Here is a 14,975-nt window from a genome sequence, read left to right on the forward strand (position 1 = left end):
CATGTATGCCGCATTCTGTGGCGCAGACTGTGGGTAAAGACGGCGTGTATTGGCCTCATGGCGATCATGGTCAGCCTGTGGGTTCTCGACCGCTGTTATCCGGTCGGGCCACGGGTACAGGCCGTAATGGACAGTGCCAATCAAGCCAACTCACAACGACAACCAAACAACCTGCAAGACCTTGCCCAGGACTTCGCACAAGTCGTGACCGACCGCTACGGCCGCATGCTGCGTGCTTTCCCCGATCAACAAGGCGTGTGGCGCTATCCCACCAGCCACGCCCAGGTAGACCAGCGTTATCAACAGGCCTTGCTGAGTTACGAAGACCAGTGGTTCTACTATCATCCGGGGGTTAATCCACTGGCGCTGATGCGCGCGGCCTGGCAAAACTGGCGCTGCGACTGTGTGGTTTCCGGTGGTTCCACCATCACCATGCAAGTGGCCCGAATTCTTTATCCACACCCGCGCACACTGGCGGGCAAAGCCCGACAAATGGCCCGCGCCCTGCAGCTGGAATGGCATTTGAGCAAGTCACAGATTCTCGACTTGTATCTGAACTACGCGCCAATGGGCGGCGTGATTGAAGGGGTCGAAGCGGCGGCGCAAACCTACCTCGATAAATCCGCAGCTGAGCTGTCGTTGGCAGAATCCGCATTACTGGCCGTATTGCCTCAGGCACCCTCACGCTTACGCCCCGACCGTCACCCGCAGCGGGCCAAGGCCGCCCGCGACAAGGTCATAAAACGGCTGTCAGGTAACGGCATAATTACCGCTCAGGAAGCCGAACTGGCCTTGATGGAGCCGGTGCTGGCACTCAAGCCCGGCGTCCCTCAGCACGCGCCATTGCTGGCCAGACGTTTGGTGCAGCAACAGCCCCAGCAGGCGGTTATTCAAACCAGCCTCGACCTCGACGTGCAAATGGAAGTGGCCGACCTGCTGAAGCGCTATGTTCAGCCACTGCCAGACCATCATTCCGGAGCCGTGCTGGTGTTGGAAAACAGCACCAATCAGGTAGCGGCCTACGCTGGCACCGCCGATTTTGGCAATGCGGCACGTTGGGGGCATGTGGATATGGTGACCGCCGTCCGCTCTCCCGGCTCAACCATGAAGCCGTTTATCTACGGCCTGGCACTGGACCGTGGCATCATTCACGGAGCCAGCCTGCTCAGCGATGTACCAAGGCTGAGAGAAGATTACCAACCCGGTAACTTTTCCAACGGCTTCTTTGGCCCAGTCACCCCGCGTCAGGCGCTGCATCAGTCATTGAATCTGCCAGCGGTGCAAGTGTTGGAACAACTGGGTAGCCAGGTGTTTCACACCGCCATTCGTAACGCAGGTGCCAATTACCGTATTCCCGGTGACGGCAAAGCCAACCTGTCGTTGGCACTGGGCGGTGGCGGTGTGCGTCTGGAAGATCTGGTGATGCTCTATCACGGCTTGATGAATCAGGGGCAAACCCAACCCATTCAATACCTGCTACCGTCTCAGCAGCGACTTAAACACCAACACCAAACACAAACATCAGCTCAGACTCCGGCCAGCCATTGGCTGCTGTCCCCTGAAGCCGCCTGGGTTACCGCCGAGCTGATACACAACCCGCTGCCCTCTCGAACCCGCAGCATCGACGTCGCCGTGAATCGCCCGTTCGGCTGGAAAACCGGCACCAGTTATGGCTTTCGTGACGCCTGGGCCATCGGTGTTTCTGAAAAGTACACCATTGGCGTCTGGCTTGGCCGACCGGATGGCACCCCATCACCGGGGTACTTTGGCGGCGTAACGGCATTGCCACTGCTGGAACAGGTTTTCCGCATGGTCGACCGACAACCCGGCTGGCCTGCGGCACCCGCCGACGTTGAACAAGCCACCGTCTGCTGGCCACTAGGACGACGTCAAAGCGAGACCGACCAAGCCTCCTGCCATCAAACCCGACAAGGTTGGATTGTTCGTGGTCAGGTACCGCCTACCCTGCCCGACGCCCATCGCCCCTACACCCAGAACCCAATGATCGTGAGCCTGAACGCCGACGGCAAGCTGATTCAGCCGGGCTGTGGCGGCCCCCGCGCCAGCAGTGTCAAACTGGCGCTGTGGCCACTGATGCTGGAGCCCTGGGTAAACCGCAAACACCGCTACCAGAACCAGATTCCAGCGCTGGCCGACGACTGCAAATCCCAGGTCGCCATAGAACAGCCGCTGCAAATCATCGGCGCAGAACCCGACAGTCACCTGTTGGCGGTCAATGCTCAACGCTCGCCCGAAATGACCTTGGGCAGCCAAGGTGGATTAGGTGCTCGACACTGGTTTCTGAACGGCCAATTTGTCGCCAGCACGGGGGCCGAGCAAACCCTGAACATCCAACTGCAACGACCGGGCAAACAACAGCTGATGCTGGTAGACGATCAGGGCAACAGTGACTGGGTCAGCTTCTGGTGGGATTGAAGCGGATATCTATTTCATCCTGCATGGCTCTGCGCGAGTGACGCCGTGAACCAGCTTGTTCCACCGCAGAGGCTTGACCGCGCCAAACGGTTTTTTCTATGCTTCGACTGCGGTTGTTTTCAAACAGCCGTTTTATTCTCAGGGCGGGGTGAAATTCCCCACCGGTGGTAGGTTGCCCATCAAGACAACACAGTCCTGATAGCAACAAGCCCACGAGCGCCTTTAATCGGCCGTCAACAGCCGGTTAAAGGGTCAAGCAGATCTGGTCAAATGCCAGAGCCGACGGTCATAGTCCGGATGAAAGAGGATAAGCGACACTCAAAAACCGTCTGCTCTGCCGTCTAACGGCTGGTAGTCGGCCGTCTGTTGTTTGCCGGACGCGGCTCCCTTGCGCCTGGCCCTCCCGTATCAGCCCTGATTCATGATTTCTTCTGGAGTATTACCATGAATCAGAACAGCTCAAATTCCGTTGTTGAAAATGCCTTGAACGGCACACTGGCCCCTACCAGCGAACACTCACTGCTGAACGAATTCGGCACCCCTGTCCAACGTGTTGAACAGGCACTGGCTGCCCTCCGCAAAGGCGAAGGCGTACTGGTATTGGATGACGAAGACCGCGAAAACGAAGGCGACCTGATCTACTCGGTAGACCACCTGACCAACGCCCAGATGGCGCTGATGATTCGGGAATGCAGCGGCATTGTGTGCCTGTGCTTGCCACACGACACCGCCGAAAAACTGCAGCTGGCACCGATGGTGACCAACAACGAAAGCGCTAACCAAACAGCGTTTACGGTATCCATTGAAGCCAAGCGCGGCGTCACCACCGGAGTTTCTGCCGCCGACCGGGTCACCACCATCAAAACGGCGTGTGCGCCAGACGCTGTGGCCGACGACCTGGCCCGCCCGGGGCACGTTTTCCCGCTGCGCGCCCGCGCCGGTGGCGTACTGGAACGTCGTGGCCACACCGAAGGCACCATCGACCTGATGAAGCTGGCAGGTCTGAGCCCTGCCGGTGTGTTGTGCGAAGTCACCAACGAAGACGGTACCATGGCCAAAACGCCGGAAATCATCGCTTTTGGCAAGGCCCGCAATATGCCGGTGCTGACCATTGAAGACATCGTGCTGTACCGCACCTTGCAGGAATCAACTGCCCAACAGGCAGAAGCAGAAACGATGGAGTAACCCATTGCAGAATACAGAATGGCCACTTGTGCCCATCCTGTATTCTGCGGGTTTAAGTTTTACGGGGTGCGGATTTAAGAAACTTGAGCGGCCGTTAACGCAATGGCCCAGTGGAAATAAACAGCAAGTCATCCGGTATCGGCATGTCTTCGTCCATTTCCAGGCGAATGGTCACACGGCGGTTTTGCGCCCGACCGTTGGCACTGCCGTTACTGGCCACCGGATAACGGTCGCCATGAAAACGGGTGGTGATCATGGCCGGATCAACGTCTTCATCAAGCATGTACTGCTGTACATCTTCCACCCGACGTTTGGACATTTGCCGGTTGTCGTAGCGGCGGCCGACACTGTCCGAGTGGCCATCCAGATAAATGGCTTTCACTCTGGGATCGTGTTTGACGTAATAAATAATCTGATCCAGCACTTTCACATCCGCCGCGTCGATTTTGTCTTCACCACTTTTGAAGAACACCTTGCGGCGCGACACCTGATCAAAGTTCATTGGCAGCAGCTGGGCCACGCAATCCATAAAGATCGGGTAAAAGTCCTGAAAGGTAACGCTCGATAGATACACCCGCACGTAACGGTTGTCGTCGTAGTACGTGTGATGGCTGATGGTCGGCCGCTTGCCTTCCAGCAAGCCGTGCATAAACACGTTACTGCGGCGGGAATCCAGCGCCAGCAGTGGGCCTTCGCGGCGAATGTCCGCCGACCCGAGATTCTCGGTGCGCTCCGACGGACGCCACGGTGGTGGTAACAGCGCCACCTGAGCCTTGCTGTAGTCCATGATGTTTTTGGTGCTGGTCAGATGAAAACTGATGTCTTCACCGGCTTTTTTGACAAAAATGCCCGCCCCGTAGCCCGGGATCGGCTGTTCAAATTTGCACTCGAACACAGAGCCATACACCATCCAGCTGGTGTTATCGATCTTGAGCCCATATTCCAAGGGCCGCGGCGTTTGTCCGGCACTGCTCCAGAATGCCGAACCACACAATCCAGCCATGCACAGAAGCCTCAACCAGCGCTTGGCAGGTCGAGTCTTCAGGGCCGTTTTAGATGCACGACGCGAGGCGCTGGCATCGGTACGGCCATTGGCAGAAGAATGGCGCGTTGGGCGAATCATGGAATCATTGCAACCTGTGCCTGACGGCAAAAACATGGATGGCTTAACGAGGTTATCGGCCGACGTCCAATTGGCTTGAATACTTTCGGCCAGACTTTTCATGGCCGACGCGTAAGTCCCACGACAAAGCCAAGCAGCAAAGCCGCTGTTGCGCTACAATGGCGGCCAATTTTTACCATTCAAATTCTGAATCGGTGTCTTTAGTGGCACTCGGACCATTCCGGCTGCCCGCTAACAGGCACGATCACCACGACGAAGGAATTCCCAATGACTGATCGCCTTACTATCACTCGCCCGGACGACTGGCACCTGCACGTGCGGGACGGTCAGGTACTGGAACATACGGTACCCGCCACCGCCCGAGTGATGCAGCGCGCGATCATCATGCCAAACCTGCAGCCACCGGTAATGAACGCCGAGCAGGCGCTGGCCTACCGCGAGCGCATTCTGGCGCAGGCCGGCAACACCTCCTTTGACCCGCTGATGGTGCTGTATCTGACCGACAACACCACCCCGGAAATGATTGCTGAAGCCGCCGCCACTGGCCGCGTTCAAGCGGTAAAACTGTACCCGGCGGGTGCTACCACCAACTCAGATTCCGGCGTGACCGACCTTGGCAAACTGGACGAACTGGCCGCCGCCCTGTCTGAAAACAACATGAAGTTGCTGGTACACGGAGAAGTGACCCACAACCATGTGGATATTTTTGACCGCGAAAAAGAGTTCCTGGACACCATTCTGGCACCGCTGGTTTCCCGTCATAACGACCTGAAACTGGTCGTCGAGCACATCACCACCAAAGATGCCGCCGACTTCGTCAACAGCCAGAATGCCAACGTCGCTGCTACCATCACTGTTCAGCATTTGGCCTACAACCGTAACCACATGCTGGTTGGCGGTATCAAGCCACACTTCTACTGCCTGCCAATCCTCAAACGCAACATCCATCAGGCGGCCTTGCAGGAAGCGGCGACCTCCGGCAACGGCAAATTCTTCCTCGGCACCGACAGCGCACCTCACGCCAAAGGTGCCAAAGAAAGCGCCTGTGGTTGCGCTGGCTGCTACACCGCGTACGCTGCCATTGAACTGTACGCCGAGATTTTCGAAGACCTGGGCGCACTCGACAAACTGGAAGGTTTTGCCAGCCACTTCGGCCCGGACTTCTACGGCTTGCCACGCAACAGCGACACCATCACCCTGGTGAAGGAAGACTGGCAGGTACCGGCGGAAATGGAATTTGGCAACGACGTGATTGTTCCTCTGCGTGCAGGCGATACCCTGCGCTGGAAACTGGCCAACGGCTGAATTAAGGATTGATGATGACTGACGCAACGAACGGCGATAAGCAGGACAAGAGCCTGATGGCACAACGCTTCCGCGGCTTCCTGCCGGTGGTAGTGGATGTAGAAACCGGCGGTTTCAACCCGGACACCGACGCGCTGCTGGAAATTGCCATGGTAACCCTGCGGATGGACGACGACGGCTATCTGCACCCGGATCAAACCCTGGAAGCCAATGTGCATCCTTTCGACGGCGCCAACCTCGAAAAGGAAGCGCTGGATTTCACTGGCATTGATCCGTTTGACCCGGAACGCGATGCCGAATTTGAAATCGACGTGCTCAGCAGCATGTTCCAGACCGTGCGCCGCGAGATCAAACAATACGGTTGTAACCGCGCCGTATTGGTGGGCCACAACGCCCATTTCGACCATGCGTTCCTGAAAGCGGCTGTGGACCGTTGCGACATCAAGCGCGACCCGTTCCACCCGTTTTCGTCGTTTGATACCGCCTCGATTGCAGCCATTTCTCTGGGCCAGACCGTGCTGGCAAAAAGCTGCATTACCGCCGGTATCGACTTCGATAATGATGCTGCCCACAGTGCCGCCTACGACACCTACAAAACCGCTGAGCTGTTCTGCTTTATTGTGAACCGCTACAAGGACCTGGGTGGTTGGCCACTGGCGCTGGACAACGCTGACAACCACAGCGACAGCACAGCCGAATAAGCCCTGCCTTTTGCGAGTGAGGGCTGCCCTCACTCGCCTTCCTCACGCTATACTCCCGCCCCGATTTTCTGCTGCTACCGGAGCCCACTTTGGACTACGAATTCTGGTTTGAAGGCCACAAGCCTGTTGCCCGCCTGGACGATGAACAACTGCTGCTGGGCCGTTGGCTGACCGATGAAATTGGCGACGACCTGAAACATCTGCGGGCGCTGATCACCACCGTCGAACTGCTGCTCGATGGCGGCCTGCGTGATTACCGCTGGCAAGGCAAGGAAACCATCCTGCAACTGACCCAGCACGAAGCCGAAGTACTGGCTCACGAGGTCATGCACGATGAAGATATCAATCTGGAAGAAGAACAACTGAGCTTGCAGGAATCCGACCAGCAAGCCGGCTGTGGTTTGGACGATTTTCTGGATTTGTTGCTGGCCTGGAAGGACTTTATCGCCAGCTGAATTTGCCGCCAATTGCCGGCGGGACTGAAAATGCCGATTGAAAGTGCCGCCACGATTGACGGCACACCAGACCCTTATCGCGCCCGGTAAATAATCCCCGGGTGACACTGCACCATATCGAAGTACTCGCCCAGGTTATTCATACTTTCCGAAGCACCCAGCACCAGATACCCGCCCGGGTTCAGCAAGCCATGCATGCGCCGCAGAATGTCGTATTTCAGATCACCAGAGAAATAGATCAATACATTGCGGCAGAAAATCACGTCAAACTTGCCCAGCGCACTGAAGTTCTGTTGCAGGTTTTGCGAACGGAAATCCACCCGCGATTTGATCTTTTCGTCAATCTGCCAGCAATCTCCATCACGTGGATGAAAATAGGATTTCAGGTGCTTGTCGCTCATACCACGACGAATGGCCAACTGCTGATACACCCCCTGCTTGGCTGCCGCCAGCGAGCTGGGAGAAATATCCGTAGCCAGGATGCGCTCACCAGAGGCCAACTTACCCGGATACAACTTGCGAAATTCTTCAATCTCGATGCTGAGTGAATAGGGCTCCTGACCGGTCGAACACGCCGCCGACCAGATTTTCAGCGGCCGACGCGCTTCTGCCAGCTCAGGCAGCAGTCGCTCCCGAAACACCCGGTAGGGATGCTCATCCCGAAACCACAGTGTCTCGTTGGTGGTCATGGCATCAATCACCTGCTCTTGCAGTGCCCGATCAAGCGACAGCTTGCGCAACAAGTCATTGATGGTTTTCAGGCCCTGGGAGTCCAGCAAACGGCGCAGGCGACTGGCAATCAGGTACTCCTTGCCCTCGCCCAGCATGATGCCACTACTGCTTTCAAGCATCTCTCTGAACTGCCTGTACTCATCCGCTGTAATCTGCAGTGTCATACTCTGTTTCGAACCTCATTGCCGCTGACAATCCTCACCGTCCCTGGTGCCTGAATCGCCGTCCCTGGCCGTTTTTCTAACACACGGTAGTCCTTGTCATGCGCCCGCTTCCACGCGACCGGTTACCTGGGCTGCCAATACGTCCGGGTCGAATTTGGCGATGAAGTCATCTGCCCCCACCTTCTCGACCATGGCTTTATTGAATACCCCACTGAGTGAGGAGTGCAACACCACGTAAAAACCGCTCATACGGGAGTCGGACCGAATGCGGGTGACCAGCGTGTAGCCGTCCATTTCCGGCATTTCGATATCCGAGATCATCATCATGTAGGTTTCCTGGGGCGACTGCCCCTCTTCCACCATGTCATAAAGATGTTCCCAGGCCTGGCGCCCATCATTCAAAGACACCACTTCGACGCCAATGTTCTCCAGACAGCGGGTAATCTGCTTACGCGCAATCTTGGAGTCGTCCACAATAAGCACGCGTTTTTGTCTGGCCCGTTCCTGCACGGACTCAGTCACAACGCCTGCACTGATTTCTTCGTTGATTGGCGATACCTCAGCGAGGATCTTCTCCACATCAATGATTTCCACCAGCGCCTTCTCAACGCGGGTTACCGCGGTGAGGTAATGCTCTTTACCCGTACCCTTCGGTGGTGGATGAATCTCTTCCCAGTTCATATTGACGATGCGCTCCACACCGCCAACCAGAAAGCCCTGCGTCTTACCGTTGTACTCGGTAATGATGACGAAGGCATTTTTCAAATCGGTCAAACCCGCGTTGCCCGTGGCCATGCTCATATCCATGATCGGAATGGTGCCCGAACGAATATGCGCGACCCCACGAACCACCGGGTTGCTGCCAGGTAATACGGTCAAGGGAGGACATTGCAGTACCTCCTTCACCTTGAACACGTTGATGCCGTAGACCTGCCGCCCGTTGACGCGGAACAACAGCAACTCCAGTCGGTTCTCACCGACCAGTTGCGTTCGCTGGTTTACCGTATCTAACACACCGGCCATAAAAAGCTCCCAAAAGGTAATTCGGCACAGCGCTTGCAAAACCCACTGTGGGACATTCACTCACGCTGGTTAATCGCCAGAATCATGACGTTTCAACTCAGTCATTAATCAGCATAGTAGAGAACTGGAACATGGGTAGGATATTTGTATTGTTTCTGTTGGCACTGCCTGTTTGGGCACACGCCGGCTGGCAACAGACGTTGCAGCAGACCTTGCTAAAGCAGTGGCAGGCTATTGGCGGCGATAGCGCACAGGCCAGCATCAGCCTGCCCTCCATCAGCGCTTCTTATCAGTTACCGACTTGTCAGGGAGAAGTAGAAACCTCACTGACACGCCCCATCCAACCGGGTCGTAACGGCGTCGAACTGGTGTGCCGTTCGCCCTGGTGGCAACAATTTGTCGCTGTGCAGTTGCATGTAATGCAACCCGTCGCAATTCTGACGCGTACCGTCAACTCCGGCGAACCAATCGACGCCGCCAGCATTCATTTTGCCGAACAGGATCTGGGCGATTTAACCCAGGGCTATGTGCTTGATGCCAACCAGCTGGAGCACATGGAGTTCCGTCGCAATCTGCGCCAGGGCACGGTGCTGTCGCCCGATATGATGCGGCCTGCACAGGTGATCGAGCGCGGTCAGCACGTCCGGGTATTGGTGGTTCGTGGGCCAATCAGGATTGAATCCCGGGCCGAGGCGCTGGGCAGCGGCCGCATGGGAAAATCGCTTCGGGTACGGAATTTGCGTTCAGGAAAGGTCGTGTCGGCAATCGTTGTTGGGCCGGGTGAAGTGGAAGTGCGTTAGTTCACCTTCACATACCTGCCTGCACGCGTGATAGCAGCAAATAAACGATCGGCAAAAATTTTTAAAATATTTTCTAAAGTCGGTGAAGGGCTGGCCGATACACTCATAGCAGGGGTACATTCAATGCAATGGTTTGGAGACTTCAACATGAACATTAACAAGCTTACGGGCGGTGTGGACAACAGCACTCGTTCAACAGCGCGGAGCAACGATGCGACCGACGCAACCAGTGCCGACAGCGCCAAACAAGCGGGCAGCTCTGACAGTGGCTACAGCGATCAGGTAAAACTGAGCGCCAGCGGTAAAACCATCCAGCAAATTGAAGCTGAAATCAGCTCAATGCCGGAAGTCAATGACGCCACCGTCGAACGCATTCGCAGCGCCATCGACAGCGGTGAGTACAAAATCGATTACGACAGGTTGGCAGGAAAAATGCTGGACTTTGAGGGAGGCCTCAACTGATTCGGTAACTTGCCATGTCCAAGACCCCAAACCTGCCATTGAACGACCAACAAACGGGACAACTGCGTGCATTGATTCTGGCCGAGCTGGCCCACGCCCGTTTGTTGCATCATCGTCTGACCGATGAACTCACCCTGCTGCGTCACCCCAACGCCGAAGCCTTGCAGGCCGCTGCGCGGCGTAAATCGGCCAGTCTTCAACACCTGAGCCAACTGGCCAACGAACGGCTGCAATGGCTCAACGAGCATCAACTGCCATTGGCCGAAGCCTTTCTTCAGCATCCCACCATTCAACACCACGCCGACATTCGCTCCCTGTGGCAACAACTTGCCGCCTGGTACGAGCGCAACCGGACCTTGTCGGCCCGGCTGTCGGATATTGTTTTGAAAAATCGCCGCCGGGTTCAACAACGGCTGGAAATTCTGCGTGGCAAAAAGCAACAGTCGACTATTCTCTATAATAAGCAGGGACAAAGTCAGCTGGGTGGAACCGGCGGCGGCTACATCTCCGCCTGAAGAACCACACGCAGGAGCATTTCATGGGACACGCCTCGGCCTCTTTTGAGCCAGATACGCCAAACAGCCAGTTAACCAACACCGCCGACATCTACGGAGCATTGCGGGCGCTGGTGCTGATGGAAAAAGACGTCGAGATTATGATTGATGGCTCAAGTACCCAGTTTCGTACCCGATTTTCCGATGTCGACCTGAAATCCCGCAGCTTCTTTATGAGCGCCCTGATTCCCGCCGAAGGCAATCAGTTACTGCATCAGGGCAAACGCTTTCGTGTGTTTTGCGAAAGCCGTGGTGTGCAAATCCGCTTCGAAGCCGATGGCCGCCTACGTTATATGAAAGATGCCGACCGCTACCGGGGCGAATTCCCCAGCTCGTTGGAATATGTTCAGCGCCGCGGCGCGTACCGGGTGAATATTCCCACCGCCCATAAGGTGTTGGTTGAGATTCCGGAAGTTGATCACTCCGACCCGGAGCTGGTGGTACCCAAGCACCGCGGGCGCTTACTCGACCTGTCCGAATCCGGCTTTAAAGCGCTGTTCAGTGGCGACCTGAAGAATGAGCTGCAAGCGCTGAACCCGATTGCCGCTGCGACCATCCGCTTCAACGAGCAGCACCATATGGATTGTGGCCTGGAAGTGCGTCACCTGATAATAGATAACGATGGCAACACCCGCGCCGGGTTTGTCTTTTCACGGGTGTCGTCCAATGCCCAACGCTACATTCGTAAACTGATTGCCGACTTCCAGTGGGAAGAGCGTCATCAGGCCAACGCCGAACCAGAGGCCGGGAATGGATCAGCGGGTTAATAAACGCTTATTGCGGCTCTTCTGACGACGGATTGCCCGAACCGTCAGGCTTGTGATTCTGGTGATGCGTTTGTTCCGAATGCTGGGCGTGCGAGTGATGATCCCCGGATGCGCCTTTCGCTGCCGACTTCGACTCAGTGTGGTCATGGTGATCAGACTCCAGGTCCTCAACGCTTTCAATGTTCATGTACCACTCGTCTTCCAGCCCCTTGTGGCTATCTCCATGAGCCCACGCAGTATGACTGCTCAGGCTTGCAACCGCGCCAAACAGAGTAACCAGCATAGCCACGGCAGGCCGGGTTAATGATTGCTGTGTTTTCATTAGAACTCCCCATGATGAGATAAACAGCGGCATACCAACATGGTAGCAGCCCGCTTACAGCAGGTCTGTGCTGCAAACGGGCCGTACCAACGCGGTGTTTTACTGCCAAAGACGGATTTAAAACCACACTCTTACACCGGCTTGCCAAGCCGTCTCGGCTGAAGATTCCTGCAAGTCGGCCGAATCGCCGTACCAGTGGCTGCGCTTCACACCCACATAGGGCGCAAACTGACGGCTGATTTCATACCGTAAACGTGGTGCCACAGAGGTAGATACCAGCCCACTGGCAAACTCGCCTTCGGAATCATCCTTACCCGCCAGATTGGCATCGGCTTCAACGGCGATAATCCAGCGCTGGGTCAGCAGGATCTCGTATTCAGCGCTCAACTCCAGCATGGTTACGCCCTGTTCGCCAACAAACAGCATGGCTTCGGATTCAATCCAGTAAGGCGCCAGCCCCTGAAAGCCCACCCCGACCCAGTTGCGGGAATCGTCTTCGCCCCGCTCATGCTTAACGCCCAACTGGGTATTCCAGAACGCGGTGATAGCATGACGCCAATAACCGCCCAGCTCGGCTTCGGCCTCGCCATTCAATCGGTCGATATCAAAGCTCAGTGCCAGACGATCCCAGGTCGTACCAATCCAGTATTCACCTTCAACAACCTTACTGGTGTCAGCACCACTGCGACTGATACCCAACTGTTCCAGCGACAGCGACGAAAACCAGTGCTCATCAGCCAGTACCAGCTGGCGAGGACCTTCCATCGCATACGGACCCGATGTCAGGGTGTAACCACCTGAATACGCATGTGGGTCGCGGGCGTTAGCCGGTGCGGAGCCGCCTTGCACACCGGACATATCATGGTTCATCTCACCATGGTTCATGCTGTCATGACCCATTCCCTCGTGGCCCATTGCAGAATGATTCATCTGCGAATGATTCATACCGGAGTGATCCATTCCAGAGTGATCCATAGCCGGAGCAGCCATCTGCATATCACCATGGTCCATGCCTTTGTGGTTCATCTGAGAGTGATCCATGGACACAGCGTCATCCGCCAGCACGTGCCCGGCCGTCGCGCTCATGACCGAAAGCACTGCCACAATCAACGGCGTCTTTTTCATCGCCGGTTTCATGATACGACTACCTCCCGGAACATACCGGCGTCCATGTGGAATAACAGGTGGCAATGCCAGGCCCAACGACCAAGAGCATCAGCGGTTACCTGAAAACTGATGCGCTGGGCAGGCTGTACCGGAATGGTGTGCAACCGGGCCAGAAACTCGCCACGGTCATTTTCCAGTTCGCTCCACATGCCGTGCATGTGCATTGGGTGAGTCATCATGGTGTCGTTGTGCAAAATCACTCGCAGACGCTCGCCATAACGGAAATGCACCGGAGTGGAATCACCAAATTCCAGACCATCAAACGACCAGCTGTAGCGTTCCATATTGCCGGTCAGGTGCAGCTCGATTTCCCGTTCCGGCAGGCGATGATCCATTGGACCACCCGGAGTGTGCAGATCCGCCAAAGTCAGTACCCGGCGGCCGTTATTGCGCAAACCAATGCCCGGATCATCCAGATTGGTACGCGGGGTATCGACCCGCATATCGACGCTTGAGCCATATTCTGAACGGGCGTGGTTGACGGTATGAGTAGGCTGTTTGATGCCCTGATGATGCATGTCTCCGTGGTTGTTAGCACCGTGATTCATAGCACCGTGATTCATTCCCGTATGATGATCAGCACCATGCGCCATACCGGAATGCATGCCGCCCATATCCCCCATCATATCGGTCATCGTCAGATATTCAGGCTTGTCCATCGCAGGGACAGGCGCAGCCATACCCAATGCCGGAGCCAGCGTGCCGCGCGCATAGCCACTGCGCCCCATGTTCTGGGCAAAGATGGTGTATGGCTGGTCCGCCGGCTGCACAATCACATCGTAGGTTTGGCCCGGGCCAAAACGGAATTCATCCACCGTAACCGGCTCAACCCGCTGACCATCGGCTTCCACCACGGTCAGTTTCAGACCCGGAATACGCACGTCATAAAAGGTGTTTGACGAACCATTAATACAGCGCAAACGCACCCTCTCACCCGGCTTGAACACGCCAGTCCAGTTGCTGGCCGGTGTGACGCCGTTCAGCAAATAGGTAAAGGCCGCCGATGAGGTATCCGCCAGATCCGTCGGGCTCATGCGCATCTCATTCCACATCTGACGCTTGTTCATTGCCCCTTGCAGGCCGTACTGACGCACATCAGCCCAAAACTCCGGCGCCGTTGGCTGGCTGTAATTCATGAAATCCGCACGAGCCTTCAGCTTGCCAAACACCGCCATCGGGTCATCATCGGTCCAGTCAGACAGCAGCAGTGGGATGTCACGGTCGTAACTGATCGGGTCGGCAGCTTTTGGCTTGACGATAATGGCACCGTACATGCCAGTGATTTCCTGAAAACCGGAATGGGAGTGATACCAGTAGGTGCCGCTTTGCTCGACCTTGAAGCGGTAAGTGAAGGTTTCACCGGGAGCAATACCCTTGAAGCTGATGCCCGGCACACCGTCCATCTGATACGGCAAAATAATGCCATGCCAATGAATCGACGTTGGCACGCTGAGTTTGTTGGTGACACGAATGGTGACCGTCTCGCCTTCCTGCCAAACCAGCGTCGGCGCCGGAAGCGAACCGTTGATCACAGTCGCTGTGCGACGAGTGCCAGTGAAGTTAACCTGCGTCTCTGACACTTCGAGGTTAAACACCTTGCCGCTCAGAACCTGACTACCGTTAGACAAGTGTGAAGGTGTATCTGCCTTGGCACCATAACTCGCCGTGGTCGCTGCCAGCGCAGCACCACCAACCAGCCCCTGCACAAATCGACGACGAGACAATCCGGGCATCTGCCAACTGCTCATTCCGTTCTCCTTTGAAGCCATGCGTCCAACG

General features: G+C 56.2%; 15 protein-coding genes and 1 riboswitch. Of the genes, 9 read left to right on the forward strand and 6 right to left on the reverse strand.

Annotation, left to right across the window (positions count from 1 at the left end; all coding sequences use genetic code 11):
* Window positions 1-57 precede the first annotated feature (57 nt).
* Together pbpC and ribB are read left to right on the forward strand one after the other, a co-directional pair.
* Window positions 58-2,436, forward strand: a complete 2,379-nt coding sequence (gene pbpC / locus G516_RS0116170) for a penicillin-binding protein 1C (protein WP_051219514.1) — start codon at window positions 58-60, stop codon at window positions 2,434-2,436.
* A gap of 130 nt (window positions 2,437-2,566) precedes the next feature.
* Window positions 2,567-2,749: riboswitch (FMN riboswitch) on the forward strand.
* A 131-nt stretch (window positions 2,750-2,880) separates the two neighbouring features.
* Window positions 2,881-3,621 carry a 3,4-dihydroxy-2-butanone-4-phosphate synthase gene (gene ribB / locus G516_RS0116175; RefSeq protein WP_084645119.1) on the forward strand — a complete coding sequence of 247 codons (741 nt, stop codon included), beginning with the start codon at window positions 2,881-2,883 and terminating at the stop codon, window positions 3,619-3,621.
* 94 nt (window positions 3,622-3,715) lie between these two features.
* On the opposite strand, the gene G516_RS22940 is transcribed toward ribB, so the two are convergent.
* Entirely contained in the window at window positions 3,716-4,744 is a 1,029-nt protein-coding gene (locus tag G516_RS22940; protein ID WP_169449553.1) for a flagellar protein MotY, read from the reverse strand.
* A 267-nt stretch (window positions 4,745-5,011) separates the two neighbouring features.
* Between G516_RS22940 and pyrC the strand changes: the two genes are divergently transcribed.
* The 3 genes from pyrC to G516_RS22950 all read left to right on the forward strand — a co-directional run bounded on the left by pyrC (window position 5,012) and on the right by G516_RS22950 (window position 7,205).
* Window positions 5,012-6,049: a dihydroorotase gene (pyrC, locus tag G516_RS0116185; RefSeq protein WP_028294523.1), complete on the forward strand. Its 1,038-nt coding sequence runs from the start codon at window positions 5,012-5,014 to the stop codon at window positions 6,047-6,049.
* Window positions 6,050-6,063: 14 nt separating this feature from the next.
* Complete coding sequence (gene rnt / locus G516_RS22945) at window positions 6,064-6,750, forward strand: ribonuclease T (protein ID WP_084645120.1); 687 nt, start codon at window positions 6,064-6,066, stop codon at window positions 6,748-6,750.
* 89 nt (window positions 6,751-6,839) lie between these two features.
* Entirely contained in the window at window positions 6,840-7,205 is a 366-nt protein-coding gene (locus G516_RS22950) for a YacL family protein (protein WP_051219516.1), read from the forward strand.
* Window positions 7,206-7,279: 74 nt separating this feature from the next.
* Here G516_RS22950 and G516_RS0116200 read toward each other — a convergent pair whose 3' ends face one another.
* Together G516_RS0116200 and G516_RS0116205 are read right to left on the reverse strand one after the other, a co-directional pair.
* Window positions 7,280-8,101: a CheR family methyltransferase gene (locus tag G516_RS0116200; RefSeq protein WP_036536766.1), complete on the reverse strand. Its 822-nt coding sequence runs from the start codon at window positions 8,099-8,101 to the stop codon at window positions 7,280-7,282.
* A 96-nt stretch (window positions 8,102-8,197) separates the two neighbouring features.
* Window positions 8,198-9,124: a chemotaxis protein CheV gene (locus G516_RS0116205; RefSeq protein WP_028294525.1), complete on the reverse strand. Its 927-nt coding sequence runs from the start codon at window positions 9,122-9,124 to the stop codon at window positions 8,198-8,200.
* Window positions 9,125-9,255: 131 nt separating this feature from the next.
* Here G516_RS0116205 and flgA point away from each other — a divergent pair, with 131 nt between their 5' ends.
* From flgA to G516_RS0116225, 4 genes are all read left to right on the forward strand, one after another.
* On the forward strand, window positions 9,256-9,924 hold the full coding sequence (gene flgA, locus G516_RS0116210; RefSeq protein WP_084645122.1) for a flagellar basal body P-ring formation chaperone FlgA: 669 nt from the start codon (window positions 9,256-9,258) through the stop codon (window positions 9,922-9,924).
* A 147-nt stretch (window positions 9,925-10,071) separates the two neighbouring features.
* A complete protein-coding gene (gene flgM, locus G516_RS0116215) occupies window positions 10,072-10,386 on the forward strand; it encodes a flagellar biosynthesis anti-sigma factor FlgM (protein ID WP_028294527.1) in 315 nt (104 codons plus the stop codon).
* Between the two features lie 14 nt (window positions 10,387-10,400).
* Window positions 10,401-10,901, forward strand: a complete 501-nt coding sequence (gene flgN / locus G516_RS0116220; protein ID WP_028294528.1) for a flagellar export chaperone FlgN — start codon at window positions 10,401-10,403, stop codon at window positions 10,899-10,901.
* A 23-nt stretch (window positions 10,902-10,924) separates the two neighbouring features.
* Window positions 10,925-11,707 (forward strand): flagellar brake protein, encoded by a 783-nt coding sequence (locus G516_RS0116225; protein ID WP_028294529.1) that lies wholly within the window; start codon window positions 10,925-10,927, stop codon window positions 11,705-11,707.
* A gap of 7 nt (window positions 11,708-11,714) precedes the next feature.
* Here the strand turns inward: G516_RS0116225 and G516_RS0116230 are convergent, their stop codons facing one another.
* The 3 genes from G516_RS0116230 to G516_RS0116240 form a co-directional block, all read right to left on the reverse strand.
* Window positions 11,715-12,029 (reverse strand): hypothetical protein, encoded by a 315-nt coding sequence (locus tag G516_RS0116230; RefSeq protein ID WP_036536768.1) that lies wholly within the window; start codon window positions 12,027-12,029, stop codon window positions 11,715-11,717.
* 117 nt (window positions 12,030-12,146) lie between these two features.
* Window positions 12,147-13,166, reverse strand: a complete 1,020-nt coding sequence (locus G516_RS0116235; RefSeq protein WP_051219517.1) for a copper resistance protein B — start codon at window positions 13,164-13,166, stop codon at window positions 12,147-12,149.
* Window positions 13,163-14,944 (reverse strand): copper resistance system multicopper oxidase, encoded by a 1,782-nt coding sequence (locus tag G516_RS0116240; RefSeq protein ID WP_028294532.1) that lies wholly within the window; start codon window positions 14,942-14,944, stop codon window positions 13,163-13,165. Before G516_RS0116240 ends, G516_RS0116235 begins: the two co-directional genes overlap by 4 nt.
* Window positions 14,945-14,975 lie beyond the last annotated feature (31 nt).

Origin of the sequence: Oceanobacter kriegii DSM 6294 (assembly GCF_000422845.1) — a bacterium.
Lineage (GTDB): Bacteria > Pseudomonadota > Gammaproteobacteria > Pseudomonadales > Oceanobacteraceae > Oceanobacter > Oceanobacter kriegii.

Excerpts from the sequence above, each read along its gene's own strand:
- pyrC (WP_028294523.1), top strand. The coding sequence starts at position 5,012 with ATGACTGATCGCCTTACTATCACTCGCCCGGACGACTGGCACCTGCAC.
- flgA (WP_084645122.1), top strand. The coding sequence starts at position 9,256 with ATGGGTAGGATATTTGTATTGTTTCTGTTGGCACTGCCTGTTTGGGCA.
- rnt (WP_084645120.1), top strand. The coding sequence starts at position 6,064 with ATGACTGACGCAACGAACGGCGATAAGCAGGACAAGAGCCTGATGGCA.
- G516_RS22940 (WP_169449553.1), bottom strand. The coding sequence starts at position 4,744 with ATGATTCGCCCAACGCGCCATTCTTCTGCCAATGGCCGTACCGATGCC.
- ribB (WP_084645119.1), top strand. The coding sequence starts at position 2,881 with ATGAATCAGAACAGCTCAAATTCCGTTGTTGAAAATGCCTTGAACGGC.
- G516_RS0116200 (WP_036536766.1), bottom strand. The coding sequence starts at position 8,101 with ATGACACTGCAGATTACAGCGGATGAGTACAGGCAGTTCAGAGAGATG.
- G516_RS0116230 (WP_036536768.1), bottom strand. The coding sequence starts at position 12,029 with ATGAAAACACAGCAATCATTAACCCGGCCTGCCGTGGCTATGCTGGTT.
- G516_RS0116240 (WP_028294532.1), bottom strand. The coding sequence starts at position 14,944 with ATGAGCAGTTGGCAGATGCCCGGATTGTCTCGTCGTCGATTTGTGCAG.
- pbpC (WP_051219514.1), top strand. The coding sequence starts at position 58 with ATGGCGATCATGGTCAGCCTGTGGGTTCTCGACCGCTGTTATCCGGTC.
- flgM (WP_028294527.1), top strand. The coding sequence starts at position 10,072 with ATGAACATTAACAAGCTTACGGGCGGTGTGGACAACAGCACTCGTTCA.
- flgN (WP_028294528.1), top strand. The coding sequence starts at position 10,401 with ATGTCCAAGACCCCAAACCTGCCATTGAACGACCAACAAACGGGACAA.
- G516_RS0116225 (WP_028294529.1), top strand. The coding sequence starts at position 10,925 with ATGGGACACGCCTCGGCCTCTTTTGAGCCAGATACGCCAAACAGCCAG.
- G516_RS0116205 (WP_028294525.1), bottom strand. The coding sequence starts at position 9,124 with ATGGCCGGTGTGTTAGATACGGTAAACCAGCGAACGCAACTGGTCGGT.
- G516_RS0116235 (WP_051219517.1), bottom strand. The coding sequence starts at position 13,166 with ATGAAACCGGCGATGAAAAAGACGCCGTTGATTGTGGCAGTGCTTTCG.